Source organism: Lysinibacillus telephonicus, from assembly GCF_003966145.1.
Taxonomy (GTDB): domain Bacteria; phylum Bacillota; class Bacilli; order Bacillales_A; family Planococcaceae; genus Ureibacillus; species Ureibacillus telephonicus.
Window position 1 is genome coordinate 1 of the sequence record NZ_RXNR01000022.1, and the last position, 16821, is coordinate 16821.

Annotated in this window: 13 protein-coding genes and 1 pseudogene; all 14 read left to right on the top strand. The window is 29.1% G+C overall.

Translation table 11 applies throughout. The features are described 5' to 3' along the window. Positions 1-117 (top strand): annotated as a pseudogene (locus EKG35_RS09475) (transposase); the annotation flags it as partial. 1143 nt (positions 118-1260) lie between these two features. Beyond that, positions 1261-1755: a tetratricopeptide repeat protein gene (locus EKG35_RS09480; protein WP_126294207.1), complete on the top strand. Its 495-nt coding sequence runs from the start codon at positions 1261-1263 to the stop codon at positions 1753-1755. Between the two features lie 18 nt (positions 1756-1773). Then, positions 1774-3351: an O-antigen ligase family protein gene (locus EKG35_RS09485; protein ID WP_126294208.1), complete on the top strand. Its 1578-nt coding sequence runs from the start codon at positions 1774-1776 to the stop codon at positions 3349-3351. 175 nt (positions 3352-3526) lie between these two features. Beyond that, positions 3527-4315: an ABC transporter permease gene (locus EKG35_RS09490; RefSeq protein ID WP_126294209.1), complete on the top strand. Its 789-nt coding sequence runs from the start codon at positions 3527-3529 to the stop codon at positions 4313-4315. 13 nt (positions 4316-4328) lie between these two features. Further along, the gene (locus EKG35_RS09495) at positions 4329-5597 is read left to right on the top strand and encodes an ABC transporter ATP-binding protein (RefSeq protein WP_185807694.1); all 1269 of its coding nucleotides are present in this window, start codon (positions 4329-4331) and stop codon (positions 5595-5597) included. Between the two features lie 4 nt (positions 5598-5601). Then, a complete protein-coding gene (locus EKG35_RS09500; protein ID WP_126294211.1) occupies positions 5602-7935 on the top strand; it encodes a methyltransferase domain-containing protein in 2334 nt (777 codons plus the stop codon). Further along, the gene (locus tag EKG35_RS09505) at positions 7935-8969 is read left to right on the top strand and encodes a glycosyltransferase family 4 protein (protein ID WP_126294212.1); all 1035 of its coding nucleotides are present in this window, start codon (positions 7935-7937) and stop codon (positions 8967-8969) included. Before EKG35_RS09500 ends, EKG35_RS09505 begins: the two co-directional genes overlap by 1 nt. Before the next feature lie 69 nt (positions 8970-9038). After that, a complete protein-coding gene (locus EKG35_RS09510; protein ID WP_126294213.1) occupies positions 9039-9746 on the top strand; it encodes a glycosyltransferase family 2 protein in 708 nt (235 codons plus the stop codon). An 11-nt stretch (positions 9747-9757) separates the two neighbouring features. Further along, positions 9758-10126: a DUF2304 domain-containing protein gene (locus tag EKG35_RS09515; protein WP_126294214.1), complete on the top strand. Its 369-nt coding sequence runs from the start codon at positions 9758-9760 to the stop codon at positions 10124-10126. Between the two features lie 370 nt (positions 10127-10496). After that, on the top strand, positions 10497-11798 hold the full coding sequence (locus tag EKG35_RS09520; protein WP_126294215.1) for an ArnT family glycosyltransferase: 1302 nt from the start codon (positions 10497-10499) through the stop codon (positions 11796-11798). A gap of 647 nt (positions 11799-12445) precedes the next feature. Beyond that, entirely contained in the window at positions 12446-12793 is a 348-nt protein-coding gene (locus EKG35_RS09525) for an EamA family transporter (RefSeq protein ID WP_126294216.1), read from the top strand. 536 nt (positions 12794-13329) lie between these two features. Continuing rightward, entirely contained in the window at positions 13330-14601 is a 1272-nt protein-coding gene (locus EKG35_RS09530; protein ID WP_126294217.1) for a glycosyltransferase family 39 protein, read from the top strand. A 276-nt stretch (positions 14602-14877) separates the two neighbouring features. Continuing rightward, entirely contained in the window at positions 14878-16032 is a 1155-nt protein-coding gene (locus EKG35_RS09535; RefSeq protein ID WP_126294218.1) for a glycosyltransferase, read from the top strand. After that, positions 16029-16781, top strand: a complete 753-nt coding sequence (locus EKG35_RS09540; protein WP_126294219.1) for a glycosyltransferase family 2 protein — start codon at positions 16029-16031, stop codon at positions 16779-16781. Before EKG35_RS09535 ends, EKG35_RS09540 begins: the two co-directional genes overlap by 4 nt. The last annotated feature ends 40 nt before the right edge of the window (positions 16782-16821 follow it).

Below are 16821 nucleotides of genomic sequence, written 5' to 3' on the forward strand. Positions count from 1 at the left end.
AAAAGATTAGAAGCCTTTTACCGAAAGGTAGAAGAAGCAAATATTCCGGCATTTTTAAAGGCTATTCAAACGCTAAAAAATTGGCAAGTTGAAATTTTAAATAGTTTAAGTTTTGGATATTTTATTAAATAATTTATATAAGAAAATTGGGGTTCATTTAGGATAATCGGGGTGCCGTGTAATATCACTTCACTCCAACATTTGACATAGAACCTATTTTACTAAACTTGAATTGTTGAGAAATAAGTTAGGTATAGATGAGTTGTGTTTATTTATTGGGCAAAGGAACGAACTCGTATCCGAATTCAAAAGGACTAGAATGACTAAGACTGAGATGGTAAAATGAAGCGTTTTGTCTTCCTAAAAAAGTCGTAAAAGTTAACAAAAAAGGAAAAATGGTATTCAGAACGATATTTCTCCATATCAAAAAAATTGGAGATCGCTTATCAAATCCTTCTGTCGGTGATTTACTAAGACAAAAGAAAATGGTTAACAAAATCCCAAGCAAGTAAAAGGATAATGGTGGAGTTGTGCCCGCCCCTAACTTTCGAAATACTCATTTAAAAGGATTACATGAGAGAATATCCAAATACTAATACTTCTACATTAATCTCAACTTGTTCACCATCACTTGTTTCATAAATTCCAATCCTTCTGTGCTAATTTTCCCACGTTTGAAATCGAATGTCGTTATTGTTTATACAAAAAAACATGCTCACCTATATCAATATAGCCTTTAAATTCTTGTGTATTAGAAATATATTTACGGAATGTTGACTGCGCAAATTTAGACTATGATTATCTTTTAAATACTGCTAAAGGTTACGTTGGTAATAAAACACTTGCTATAATTCGGGTATACTCACCGATTTTAGATAGTTTACTAAACTATGTTTTTAGAACAAACCCATTTATGAATTATCAATTGTTAGTCGATCTACCCTCATGTCTCTTAGTAATTTACTTTTATCAATTATCATCTTTACTCCATTACTTGTTTGAATCTTGTTAAGTCTAACAGACTATTAATTACAAAATCTGTTATTATGCACATATAATCAACCAAAATTAGTCTGAGTTTTAAAATCAAATTTCTACATCTTTATTCAACAAGAAATGTACATTTTAAATTAGTATTTATACTCTTGTTTTTTTGTAGTGTACCAGTAAGTAAATAGATTATCCAATTATTAAGGAAATCGTTATATAATTAGTGTATAATATTAGGGTATGAAAAAAGTCGAATAAAGGATGAGGATTATGCAGTTAAGAGAATCCACAAGAAGATATATATTAATAGGAATGGTGGCATTTATAGTAATAGGATTGTTTGTAGCTAATGTATTAGCAAAAGGTCAGGACGAGCAGTTTGCAAACGAAGATCTCTTATTTCAACAAGCAACTCAGTTAGCAAATGAAGGTAATTTCGAAGAGGCGTCTGTCTATATAAATGAACTTATAAAAAAAGAATCAGAATCAGAGGATGTCAATTATTTAGGTGGTTTAATTTCTGCAAATGTTGGGGAAATGAAACAAGCCTCTATACTTTTTCAAAAGGTTTTAGATATTAATCCTTATAGGGTTGAAGATCCTATGTTTATGTTACAGTTTGGTGAAACTCTTTATAAAGTAGAACGATACGAGGATGCAAAAACTGTATTAATGCGTTGTCAAGAGGCTGGATGGGTACCAGAAGATTATCCAAACTATCAAGCTAAAGTTGCTGATTTATTAAGTTCAATAGAAAATATGTAGTAAGGAAGGTATACATAGATGACTTCGTTTTATGGAGAATATCGAGATCGACAAAAAGATATTATAAGTGATGAAGAAGAGAATCAAGTTTCACGTGCGAATGTAGATAAGTGGATTTTTAGGCTATTCTTAATTTTAATAGGTTTCATGCCACTAATAGTTTTAGGTCATACAAAAGATGTTATTAGTCCACTTGTTTCTGATGTTAGTCTTCTAACATCAGGTACTAAAGGCGATTTATTCACTTACTACAAGGCATTTTTAGTACTATTAGTTACAATTATTGCAGGGCTACTTTTGCTAATAAAGATTTTCTTTATGAATGGGAAAATTAAAAAAACAATATTGAATTACTTCTTAGGAATATTTACTTTTGCAATTGTCATGTCTACTATTTTCTCTCCAAACATTTCAATTGCATTGAGTGGTCAATATAACCGAAATGATGGGGCTATTAGTTGGTTATGTTACATAGCATTAATGTTTATTGCAATGAACATTAATTATCCGAAAAAAGCGGTTAACTATATTATGTTTTCACTGTATCCATTTGTATTTATTAACTTGTACATAATCACAATGAACTTTACAGGTAACGACTTAATGCAAAATAAATGGGTGCAAACATTGGTTTCGATTGCTTTACCTGATGGTTCGAGTTTTTCAGCAGGCTCACAAATAGTAGGTACTCTTAACCAGTGGAACTATATGAGTGGTATGTTCGCAATTTTGACAGTAATGTTTTTAGTGTGGGCCATAGTTGAAGGGACATGGATAAAAAGCATAATTAGTGTTATTGTGGCGACGCTTTCAATCACAGTTATGTTCATGTCTATTTCGACAAGTGGATTTGTAACTTTGTTAGTAATGGTTCCAATTATAATCGTATCAGTAATTAAAGCGGTAAATAAGATTAAGGGTACTGTTATATTGGCTTTATTTCTTTTAATTTCAGCTTCTGTTTTACATGTATTAGCAAGCGAAAATTCGAGAGTGTGGGATGAATCACTTGGCTTCTTAATTAAAAATAACCCTTATTTAGAAGAACAGGCATTTTCAAAAATTACCTCGAGTTTTGAATTAGGGTATATGAATGAAGTATCAGCAGCAGATAACTCATTTGTATTACCAGTTTTACCAGAGAGAGGTGTTTCAGCTGGTACTGGCCGTCTTTATATTTGGGAAAAAACTATAGACGTCTTCAAAGACAGACCGATTTTCGGATATGGATTAGATTCTTTAATGTATAACTTTCCCCATTTTAATATCGATGCTAGATCTGGAAACTGGGATGAAAATATAATTACCGATAAACCACATAATATTTTTCTCGGTATTTTATATGGTACAGGGTTAGTAGGATTTATAGGATTCTTACTTCTTTTTGTATCTGTTGTAGTTTATAGTGTTACCAATTTATTTAAGAAAATTTATATTCAGAACATCGTACTTGTTGCAGCTGTATTAGCGTATTTTGTTCAATCTATGTTTAACGATTCACTTCCGGGTACTTCAGCTATCGCATGGATATTAATTGGCATGGTGTTTGGGATTCATTCCAGAAAAAAGCACTACGGTAGAAATATACATGAGTAGCAGCATTATGAATGCAAACAAAAATATTAAAAAACGCTGGAACTTTTTGGTTTTAATAGAGTAAACATTTTGTTGAATACCATTAAGTATTTTCATAATGAAATTAGTTAGGGTAACTTTACAAAAAAACGGTTAAGGAAGAGAAAACTATAACTACAGGAAGGTTAGTTCATACATGAATTACTTAAGTAACTTAATTAAAGATCGTAATATAATATTTCAACTTGCAAAAAATGACTTTAAAGTAAAATACTTAGGATCCTATTTAGGTGTTTTTTGGGCTTTTTTTAATCCTATTATCTCAATTCTAATTTATTGGTTTGTCTTTCAAATTGGCTTTAGAGTAACGCCCATTGAAGATGTTCCATTTGTACTTTGGTTAGTGGCAGGTATTATCCCTTGGTTTTTTATTACAGAAGCTATTTCAAATGGCACAAACTCAATTTTGGATAATAGCTATTTAGTGAAAAAAATCGTATTTAAAGTAAGTCTTCTACCAATAATAAAAACATTATCGACTTTCTTTATACATGTTATATTTTTAATTGCATCAATTTTACTATTTTTTCTTTATGGTTATAGTTTAAATATTTACTATCTACAGATATTATATTTCTTAATTGCTTCAGTCATTTTGGTTTATGGTATTTCATTGATTACCTCATCTTTAGCTGTTTTTTCAAGAGATATTGGCCAAATCGTTGGTATGCTATTGCAATTTGGTTTTTGGTTAACACCAATTTTTTGGTCATTTTCAATTGTTCCACCACAAATACAATTTTGGTTTAAACTTAATCCAGTTTACTATATTGTAGAAGGGTATCGTAATACGTTTATCTATCAAAGATGGTTTTGGGAAGACCCGCTACTAACAACCTATTTTTGGATTGTTACGTTATTCATATTAATAGTAGGTAGCATCATGTTTAAAAAATTAAAACCACATTTTTCAGATGTATTATAAGAAGGGATTTATGATGACAAATTTAAATGAAGACAATGCTGTCTTAGTTAAAGATTTAACAAAAGTATATAAATTATATGATAATCCAAAAGACCGATTAAAAGAGTCATTAAGTTTTATAAGAAAAAAGTATCATTCAGAATTTTATGCTCTCAATGGGGTATCATTTAGTATAAAAAAAGGTCAAACACTTGGAATTATTGGGAAAAATGGTTCTGGTAAATCAACCTTATTAAAAATACTAACAGGGGTTCTGACACCGACATCAGGTTCAGTAATGGTAAATGGAAAAGTTGCCGCTTTATTAGAATTAGGTGCGGGTTTTAACGTTGAATATACCGGTATTGAGAATATTTATTTACAGGGAACAATCATGGGCTATTCTAGAGAACAGATGGATCAAAGATTAGATGGTATATTAAATTTTGCAGATATTGGAGAATATATTTATCAGCCAGTTAAAACATATTCTTCTGGTATGTTTGCAAGATTGGCATTTGCTGTAGCTATTAATGTTGATCCCGAAGTATTAATTATCGACGAAGCGCTTGCAGTAGGAGATATGAAATTTCAAGCTAAATGCTTCAATCGATTAACTGAATTAAAAGAGAATGGTGTAACAATTCTATTTGTTGGCCATGATGTTTCGAGTATTAGAACTTTTTGTGATTTAGCTCTATGGCTTCATGAAGGGGAAGTAATAGAATACGGTAATACATTAGATGTTACAGCTGAATATATGAAATATATGAATGATGATGTAAGTACATTGGAAGCTTCAGCTGCAATAGAAATGTCTTTGAACAAAATTGCTACAGACTTTGATCCTATTAATCGCTGGGGCTCACAACAAGGAATTATTAAATATGTTGAAATGTTCAACTCAAAAGGTGAAAAATCCACAGTTATTAATTTTGGTGAAACAGTTTCTATTAAGATTATTACAGAAGTTCCGAAAGAAGTGGATTTAAAATTCGTTAGTATTGCTTTTTCAATTAAAAATAAAGTTGGAACTGACTTAATGGTAAGTACTACCTATGATCACAATCATCGATTTACCAAGGCTAATACGAATGCAATAGAAGTAACCTTTGAATTTGAAAATTATTTGCGAGACGATGAATATATATTGGTTGTTGCGATTGAAGAACGAAAAAATTTACAGCCAGAGTACTTTGACTATATTGAAGGTGCTAAGTATTTTAAAGTAATAAGTGAAAAGAAAATTTTTGGTTACTTCCATCCACCGGTTAGTCAAACAATTAACTTTATGAAGGAGTAGCAAAATGAGTGAGCTTAAGGTAAATAGTCTTGAGTATTGGAATGATAGATTTCAAACCAATTGGGAAGATTTTTTAGGTAGAGAACAAACTACTTTTTTTATAGATTTGCTTTTAAAGAATTTACCAACATGGCTATTGAATGAAATCGAAGATAATAAATTAACTATTTGTGATGCTGGTTGTGCCGAAGGTGAAGGAACATATCTTTTGTCAAAAAATTTCCCCAAATCAGATGTTAAAGGTATTGATTTTTCAAGTGAAGCCATAAAAAAGGCGAAAGAATATTATCCGGAAGTAGAATTTATAGTTGGGGATATAAATCAAATTCAAGAACAATATGATGTAATTCTATGCTCGAACGTTTTAGAGCATTTTGAACAACCTTTTGATATCATTCCCAATTTAATTGAAAGTGCTAAAAATCATGTTATTATCATGATTCCTTTCCAAGAAGAGAATCGAATTAAAGAACATATGTATACTTTTAATTATGATTCCATACCTTTAGAGATTCAAAATTATAATTTAACTTACTTTAAGGAAATTGATTGTAGGTTTATAGAAGGTACATACTGGAGTGGGAAACAGGCAATTTTAATCTATTCTAATAAAGAAATAGTTAATACTATGGAGCTTACTCTTAATACATTTTTCTCAGATTATAATTTTCATGAAAAAAAATATTTTTTGAAGGAAAATGAAGTTCATGATTTACAATCAGAACTAAAAATTAAAGAAGAAAGTATTAATTGGTACTATCAGAAGTTGGAAGAAAAAGATCGAATAGTACAAAGTTTGAGCTTATCTTTGGAGAAAGCTTTAGGCGAAATTGAAAAATTGAATGAATACTTTATCAAAGAAATAGAGTCAAAAAATAACATCATTGAACAATTAAATAAAGAGTTAGAATTCGAAAAGGATAAAATCCTTAAACAACAGGAAGAAATAGAATCACATAAGTACAATGTTGCATTAGTTAATCAAGAAATATCGAATATGTTAAATACAAAAGCATGGCGTTTAGTGAATAAGTATTATAACGGTGTAAAATCAACTAGAGAATTAAAAGGTCATTCAAAGAAATTCATGTATGTTGCGAAAACAAAAGGTGTAAAAGAAGCTGTTTCTAGATCCTTTAGTTTCTTCAAAAATCGTAATACCAAGCCAACCTATTATTCAGACAATCAACAAGTAAGAAATATATATGATGAATTAGTAACTAAATATCAAGATAATGAAATAAAAGGAATTGCAATTATTCCTTCTGCTTTTGAATTTGACGAACTGTACAACCAAAGAACGATAAACTTAGCAAAATATTTAGCAAATGAGGGCTACGGAGTACTTTATATAGCGTGGCAATGGCAAAAAGGGGAAGATCATAGCAATAGCTATAAATGCTTCCTTGATAAAATATATCAAGTACCACTTTATGATTTTTTAGAAACACAAATGGAACCATTGGTTGAAATAAAAGAAAAACATTTCATTATGACTTTCCCGACTGAACATTTTTATAAACTAATTGTTCCTTTCCGAGAAAAAGGGTTCTATATCACATACGATATCATGGATGAATGGGAAGAATTTTATAAAGTTGGGGAAGCGCCGTGGTACAAACAAAATATTGAAGAAGCGATTGTATTAAATTCAGATTTAGTAGTTAGTGTATCAGAACCTTTAAAAGAAAAATTCTCATCAATTAGAAATGACATCATTGTTCTCGGAAATGGCTACAATGAAAATATTTCAAAAATGAAAAATATTTCTTTGAGAAGTTTAGCAGAGGATCAAAAAATTCATATTGGGTATTTTGGACACTTAACTTCATCATGGTTTGATTGGGAATTAATTTTTGACATATTAGAAAGAAAAGATATATTTATTCACATTATTGGTTACGGTGTAGACGATGCCACGTTAAATCGATTAAAAAGTTATCCGAATATTAAATTCTATGGAAAAGTCCATCCAGGAGAACTCTATGAATACGTTAAGAACTGGCACTTAGGGATTATTCCATTTAAAAAATCGAAATTATCTTTAGCAGTAGATCCGATTAAGATTTATGAATACTTATTCTTCGGCTTACCGACCATTTCAACGGGGATTCCTCATATTGGGAAATACCCACTTGTAGACCATTGCGAAAATACTTCAGAAGTTTTAAATGCGATTGATAAAAGGTATAGTGAAGTATTAAATGAATCGTTAGAACTTCAAGATATAGAGAATTTCTTAGAAAATTCAACTTGGGAAAACAGATTCCAATTTATGATGAAAAGTATAAAAGAGAAAAGTTTTCTTCAGGATTTATATGAAGGAGAGTCAGATTAATGCATAAAGTTTTATACGTTTACAAGTGGGCAACGATGGGAGGCGTCGAAAGAGTTTTACTAAATCGTGCCCAAGCTTTTAAGTCTTCCAATTTACAAGTAGCTCAGGATGTCTTTTTCCTCCATGATTCTGGAGGAAAAAGACTATTAAATAAATATATCAATGATTATAAACTTGGACATTACCTACAAGTAGTTGAAAAGTTTGTACCTGATCAATATGATGTAATCCATTCCATTGATACCCCTGAGATTTTTGATATGATGAAAAATAATGAGAAGATATTTTTTGAATGTCATACAGCTTATACAGAAAATCGAACCTATATTGCAAAACTCCCATTAGATATAAAAGGAATTATCGTTCCATCAGAGAAGTTTAGACAAGATATTATGGATGAAATACCCATTCTATTACAAGAGAATACCTTTACGTTAAGAAACTCGGTTCCAAAAGAATTATTCACAATGACAACAGATGTGTCAAAAAGGTTTAACAAAATCCCTATTGCTTATATAGGGAGAATAGATAAATTAAAAAATACAGAAGAAGTAATTGAGATATTTTCACTTTTACAAAAGCGTTTAGGTGATCGTTTTATCTTGTTGGTAGCGGGACCTATTACATCAGAAGTTAATCTATTTAAAATAATTGAAAATAAAAATTTATCAAATCGTTTCATTTACCTACCACCTCTTCCTTTTGAAAAAATTATTAATTTATTAAATTTCATTAAAGTTAATAACGGGTTATTTATTTCTTCTTCAAAAGGGGAAAGCTTTGGTCTATCCGTCGCAGAGGCAATTATGTCAGGAATACCTGTGGTTGCTTCGCATTTACATAGTCACTTAGTAAATGGTAATCAATTATTTTTATATCAACTTGGGAATTTAGAAGAAGCCGTAAGAAAAATTGAGTGCATTTTAGAAAATAGTAAAACAGTAGAGGATGAATTATTATCTATAAGTGAAAACTTTTCTAATATTGTCTTTCTAAATGACTGGAGTAACTTATTTGAACGAGAATATATATAAAGATATTACAGAATAATAAAAAGATATTATTTTAAAAACTAAATATTTATTAAGATTAGGGGTAATTTTATGACATCATTACTAATTATTATTCCTGCCTATAATGAGGAAGAAAATATACGAAGTTTAATTGATTCAATAAGATCTATAAGTTTTAAAATTAAAATTGAAATTATAGTAATTAATGATTGTTCTACTGATAGAACTTCGTCGATATGTAAAGAATTGGGGATAAAAGTTATTGATTTACCCTGTAATTTAGGTATTGGTGGTGCTGTACAAACTGGTTATAAATATGCAAAAGAAAATAATTTTGATTTAGCAATTCAAGTTGATGGTGACGGACAACATGACCCAGTATATATAGATAAGATTGTAGAGCCAATTTTAGAAGGAAAAGCAGACATGGTAATTGGTTCTAGATATATCGATAAGAGTGGATTTCAGTCTACTAGATTGAGGCGTTTTGGGATTCGTTATTTATGTCTTTTAATTAATACGTTAACTGATTTGAAAATTACTGATCCCACATCAGGGTTTAGAGTTTGTAATAAAAGGATAATTGATCAATTTGCTATTAACTATCCTAAAGATTATCCAGAACCAGAATCTATTATGTACCTTCGAAGAAAGGGGTTTACTATAAAAGAAGAAGCAGTTGTAATGAATGAAAGAGTAGGCGGAACGTCATCAATAAATTTGAATCGTTCTATTTATTATATGATAAAAGTATCATTGGCAATATTTTTTGATAAAATTAGAAAAGAATCATTTTAGAGGATGAGAATATGATAACAATTAGATTACAATTGGTATTATTGGCATTAACTATCATTTCACTGTTCATATTGATTAGAATGATTGCGAGATATAAATTAGATTTGAAATATTCTTTATTATGGTTGCTTTTAGGTGGAGGCTTTATTATATTTACAATTTTCCCTACTACAGTGTATTATATTGCTAAATTTCTAAGTATTGAAACACCTACAAACGCTCTATTTTTATTAGGTATTCTATTTCTAATAGCTATCGTATTTAGTTTAACTATCGCAATTTCTAATGCTTCAAATAATATCAAAAAATTATCACAAGAATTAGGTGTATTGAAACTTGAATTATCAAAGCTAAAAAAATTTGATAAAGATAATATGTAATAATGAACCAATGATAAATTATATATAATAAAGTCAAATTTCAAGGCATTTACGATGTATTAAGTATCCTATTGAGGAGATTTATAAATATAATTTTTAAAATTGATATATTACGCGTATTACTACTGGTGTATTTATGAATAATTTTGCTTTATTATCTTCAAAGAATAGTACTGTGACTTAGAAATAATTACAGTAAGTAAATATAAAACACATTTAAAGTTCCAAGGAACAATTTCCTTGTTGTTGATTACTACCAATAATTGATATTAGTGGAATAACTAGTTTTCCTTAAGTAACTTTTAACTCCTATTAAGGATTGATATTATGGCGAAAATTCAAAAATTATAATAAAAAAGGTGTGGTCACCATGGGATTGAAATTTCGGATTTTACTGAATAAGAAAAACTACTATATTATTCCGATTTTACTTTTTTCTCTCATAATAAGAAATTATACAATGGCTAAGTATGGTATAGGCTTAAGTATAAATAGTGATGATCAGGGATATATTCGAAGTGCCATTGATTTTCTGCATACAGGTGTATTAAGTTATCATATAACTGGATTACCTACAGTTCATATTATGCCAGGAATGACATTTTTTTTAGCATTGATTTTTTATTTTTTTGGGTCGGGAGATTTAGGGTTATACATAGCAAAAAGTGTAATGATGCTATTGGGATGTTTTTCCATTTATGGTGTATACCTTATCGGTAAATACTTACATAATGTTTGGACTGGTCTCATTGCTGCACTAATATTAGCGCTGTCATTACCACATATTGTAATTGACAATCTTATTCTAACAGAATCTCCTTTTACTGTTTGTTTAATATATTTTATCTACTTTTCAATTTTATTAGCAAATAATCAAGATAAAAGAATATACTTTTATTTATTGTTATTATTTTATATTATTGGATTGTTTTTTAGACCTACAATTGGTCTGATTCCTCTTGTGCTTTTAGTATATTTTATTTTGAAAAAATATCCTAGAAAATTAATGATAAAACAATCAATTTTAGCCTTAGGCATTATAATAGTGGTTTTAAGCCCTTGGTGGATTAGAAACTATGTTCAATTTAATGAGTTTATTCCTCTTTCTGGTGGTTCGGGCGACCCCCTACTATTAGGTACGTTTCAAGGGGAAGGTTACCCAAATCATGAGACTTATGAGGAAGTATTTGCAAGAGCAAATGAAATCTCACCTATTCAAGACTTTTATCACGTATTTAAGTATGAAAAAATATTTGCAGAAGAGAGAATGCAACATTGGTGGGATGAAAATCCAAAATCCATGATTAAAAGTTACTTGATATTAAAACCAATTTTGTTTTGGAATTTCCCCTTTTATTGGATAGAAGTTTTTAATATTTCAGTTACTTCAGTCACCTATATGCATCGGTTGTACCTATATTTAGGCATTATTGGGGTTTTCTTAGGACTATTATTATTAAAATATAAACGTCATGAAATAACTTTAATAATCCTTACATTGTTATATTTTACTGTTTTAAACAGCTATTATTACGCTTATTCAAGATATGCCATAACTTTATTGCCATTAGTATATATAGGTACCGCTCTTTTAATTACAGTTTCCATATCTAATTTCTATTTATTATTCAATAAGATTAATAAAATCACCTCAAATAAAAGTATAGAATAAATTTTAGTATTTTTTAGATATAAATAATTAATTAATTAATTAATTTTAATATTAATCAACGATACTTTAGTAATAAGCACTTTTTTGAAGGATAGGTATCACCAAAAAATCGAAAAAATAGATGTATGTTTATTTTATGTATGTTTTAGTTCAATATTTATATGAAAAAGGTTTAATGTTGTAATGGCAAATTATAAAACAACCTATTCAAAAAGGAGTCAGATTATAATTGGCATGAAATGAAACGAATATAGTGAGTAGTAAGTAAGGAAGTAATTTATTTGAAAGAAAACTTTTCTAGTAAACAACTCTGAAATTTTTTACTTTGGATGTGGTTCAGTAATACGTTAGCTGTACAGAAGAGGATTTCCATAAAGATAAAGATGGTCTCATAGAGGATAGTATTTCTTTTTTGTCTTTTTAATATTTTTAAAAAGTTTTCTAACAAAAAGGTAGTATTAAACTAGATTTATTATAGAAATAGATAAAAACTAAATGAATTAATTTTAATTATTATTTCATTTAGTTACATAGTACTAGGTGTAAAGTAACCCCTTACCTTTTTAGCAAAAAGGGTATTTAGGATTAAACAAATATAACGAACATTTTGAAATACTAGATTTAAAAGAAAAAAAGGAAATGAATTTATGAACTGGTTAATTTTAGTATTGAATATCTTGTGTATGGTAGTGGGTCAGATAGCATGGAAAACTGCTGTTAAGGGAGTAATAGAATGGAATCTTACAACTATTATTAATGTTATTTTTTCTATCCCATTTATAACAGGAGGCTTTCTTTATGTTACTGCAACAGGTCTTTGGTTAGTATTATTGTCAAGAATACCTTTAAGTATTGCATATCCCATGCAGAGCATTAGTTACATTTTAGGAATAATTGCAGGAGTTGTAATTTTTAAAGAAACCTTTACTTATCATCAATTAGTTGGGGGGGTATTAATAATTATTGGTGTAATAATATTAACATGGAAAGTTTAATTCTCGTACAGCATACTAGGTTATCACAATGGATGTTCTATTATTGTGTAAATGCAATAGATATTAGATGACTGATAGCCAAACGGTTATAACTATCATGAAATAGTATAGGAATTTAGTTACGAAGGAGTATAAGAAGTATGGATACATAAGATATACTCCTATTTTTAATTCAATAACAATTCTTATTGCCTTTTACCATATTGCGTATAAATATTTTATTCACTTTATATTTGATTACATTCCTTTAATGTTAATCAAGGTGCTTTGTATATCTAAATTGCAGTAATGTATGGATTGGCTTTTAAACGAAAGTTAGTTTTTTTTAAAATTCATAGTATTAATTAGTTTTTAGTTTTTAAAATATTAAGTGCAGTTTTAGTATATAATAGAGATTCTATTTATAAATAAAAGTAATATTCATTTTACAACTTAACACAAACTATTATTTCAATAAAGATAATTTTATAAAGATAATATTAAATAATCTGATTTATAGAATTTTGTAGATTTTCACATGAATAGAGGTTTTGAAATTGTATTTAAAGAAGTATGGACCTTTAATTTTTATTATTTTTGTTTCGATTATTTTACATATGATTTTTCTTATTAAAAACCCAGGGATAAGTTATAATGACCCAACAGTTTATCCTTTTGAAATGAGGGAAGCATATGGGGATTCAATTATAAAGTATGGTGGGTATGATGGTGTAAATTACGGAAAAGCTGCTGAACAATTAGTTTCAGAGGGCTTTTTAGGTTTTGATTCAGAAGAACCTAATGCGTATGTTACACCTGGTCAACCTTTATATTTAGCTGTAAATATTTTAATAAGCAATGTTTTTGGAGTTGACTATATTTTTTTTACAAAGGTTTTTAATCTCATTTTTAGTGTAGGGACAGTTGTGTTACTCTATTTCATTGGCTCAATTTTGTTTAATCATTTTACAGGATTAATAACCGGTTTAATTTATGCGCTCTATTTTCCACCTTTGCATTTTTTCAGATCTTTATTGTCAGAAACACCTTCAATTTTTTTGTTCTGCCTATCTTTTTTATTCCTTGTTTTAGCAATAAAGAGGGATAAGGGAATCTATCATATAGTGTTTGGAATAATATTCTCTATAACAATTATGTTTAGACCAGTTGTAGCGCCAATGATCTTTGTGCCTATATTTGTGGTGATAACAAAATTCGGAGTAAAAAAGAGTTTTATTATCGGTATACAATGGCTTATTGGACCGGTACTTGTAATTGGTTCATGGGTTATAAGAAATGCTGTTGTACTTAATTCTTTTATTCTTTTATCTACACAAGAGAATCCTTTTTTTGCAGGTACTTTCCCATATTTTATAGAAGATTACAATAAAGTTTACCAGCAATTAATTGAGTCTGGGTTAAGTCCAAATGAGTTTGGGAAATTAAGATTAATTAATGGTCTTGAAACTAACCCAATACTTTGGATAAGTTGGTATACAATCGGCAAAACAATGTATCTTTTTAGAAGGCCATCTGGATGGACTGATTATTGGAACCTGTATTCTGAATTTACGACTTTATTTTATTCTTATCATTTTTTAATCCTATTATTTTCAATTTTAGCAGTTTTTCTATTATGGAAACAAAAAACGATTAAATGTCTTGCTTTTACAATATTAATTTATATTTGTGCTTCAAATATTTTTATTGTTGATGAAAGATATGGCTTTTTTGTAATGCCTCTCATAACTTTACTATGCTCATTTTCATTATCATTAATAATAAATAAGGTTTATAGTTTTTTAGTATCTAAAAATCAATTAGTTTAACTTTTTTACATTTAACTGCCGATTGTGGGAGTTTTACATTTTATCACTGACGTTACATAAACAAAGTCGGATTTTATTATATCTTCTATATTTGAGCCAAAATTGTAAATACCTAATTAAAGATGGTCTTTTCATTTAGGATTTATTTACAAATTATTGAACATTTTGATTATTTTTGATTATTAAAAATTTGGATTAATTCAACGCCGATATCATACTAACGATAAAAAATGTAATTACCCGAAAGGTGGAGCTTATTTAATTGGAGGGATTGTATTGAAGCCCAAGGTTTTATTAGCCCAAAATAGTGCCTTTATTGCAAATCGTTTACCACGCGCCGCAAGAGCATTAAAACAAGCAGGGTATGATGTGGAAATATTAAATTGGGATCGGGGCATTAATTCAGAAGTGATCCAAACTGCAAGTAGTCAATTTGCCCAAGAAGGAATTAAAGTACACTCGATTTACTGTGGTGAAACTCCCTATGGCAAGGGAATTTTAACGGCTTTTCAAAAAGGAAAATTTATATATAAAGTCGTGAAGTTTTTATTAAAGAACGGTCACAATTATCAAGTAGTACATGCCATTGACTTTGATTTAGCTTACCCTACCTATTTAGCTAAAAAGATAAAGCGTAAGCTTACTTTTAAATTTATTTATGATATAGCAGATTTTGTAGAAACATTTCATAGTCCCATTCCAAAGCCAATTAGAAGGCAAATTTCAAAATTAAGTGCAAATATAATGGAACACGCTGATTTAATCATTATACCTGATGAAAATCGTTTAATTAATATACCTTCAACTTTCTATTCGAAAATACAAGTGATTAGCAATACGATTGATCCTCCAAAAAAAGTGAGAGAATATCCTATTGATAAGTCTGAGAAGAAAATTAATATTTTATATTACGGTGCATTGAGTAAAGATCGCGGAATTAAACTTTTGTTACAATTAGCACGCTTAGAAAATGTTGCTATTTGGATTGCGGGTAAAGGCGAGCTCCAAGAAGAAATTGTTCAACATGCTGAAAAAAGTGAAAACATTCACTTCCTTGGATATCTTGAATTTGATCAGATTCTGTCAGTAGTCCAACAAGTACATTTAATCTATATGGTGTATGATCCAAGTTATCAACATAACCAGATTGCTTCTCCGAATAAATTATTTGAAGCTCTATATTTAGGTAAGCCGTGTATTGTTACTGAGGGTACATCCATAGATCAATTTGTTGAAAAAAATAATATTGGATATGTAGTAACTTTTGATGTAGCACATTTAGTAGATACGATAAAAAGTATTACAATTGATGAATTAGAATTAAAGGGAGAAAATGCAAAACTCCTTTACCCCCATTATAGTTGGGACAAAACTAGAAAGACGTTACTTAATATTTATTATTCAATTACTAATAACGGTGATACTATATGAAAAAACCTTTAGTTTCCATTATTACACCAACGTATAACGCTTCGAAATTTATTAATGAAACTGTTCAATCAGTATGGAATCAAACTTATCAAAATTTCGAACATATTATTGTAGACGATTGTTCTAGAGATAACACTTGGGATATTTTGGAAGGACTTGAAAAAGAAAATTCTCGAATTAAATTACTTCGAATGGATAAAAATTCAGGTGCAGCGTTGGCTCGAAATAAAGCTATCCAATTATCTAAAGGGAAATACATAGCATTTCTCGATAGTGATGATTTGTGGGAACCGCGTAAACTAGAATTGCAAGTTCAATTTATGCAAAATCATAATATAGCATTTTCCTTTACCAACTATAAAATGATTGATGAAAGTGGACAAGATTTGTATAGAGAAGTGAAATGTCCAAAAGTTATAAACTATAGAGATCTATTAAAAAATACTACCATTGGATGTTTAACAGTCATGCTTGATAAAGATAAAATAGGTAAAATAACAATGCCTAATTTACAACCAGAAGATACAGCACTTTGGTTAAGAATTTTAAAAAAAGGGCATTCGGCATATTGTTTACAAGAAACATTAGCTAGCTATAGACTTGTTTCGAATTCTGTATCTAGTAATAAATGGAAAGTTGCAAAGAGGATGTGGAAAGTATATAGAACTTCTGAAAAGTTAAATATCTTTAGTTCTTTTTGTTATTTTTTTAATTATGCTTGGAATGCGGTCAGAAAGCATTATTTGTAAATTAACCTAAAGCTAATTGAAATTTTTATAATAAATTTAT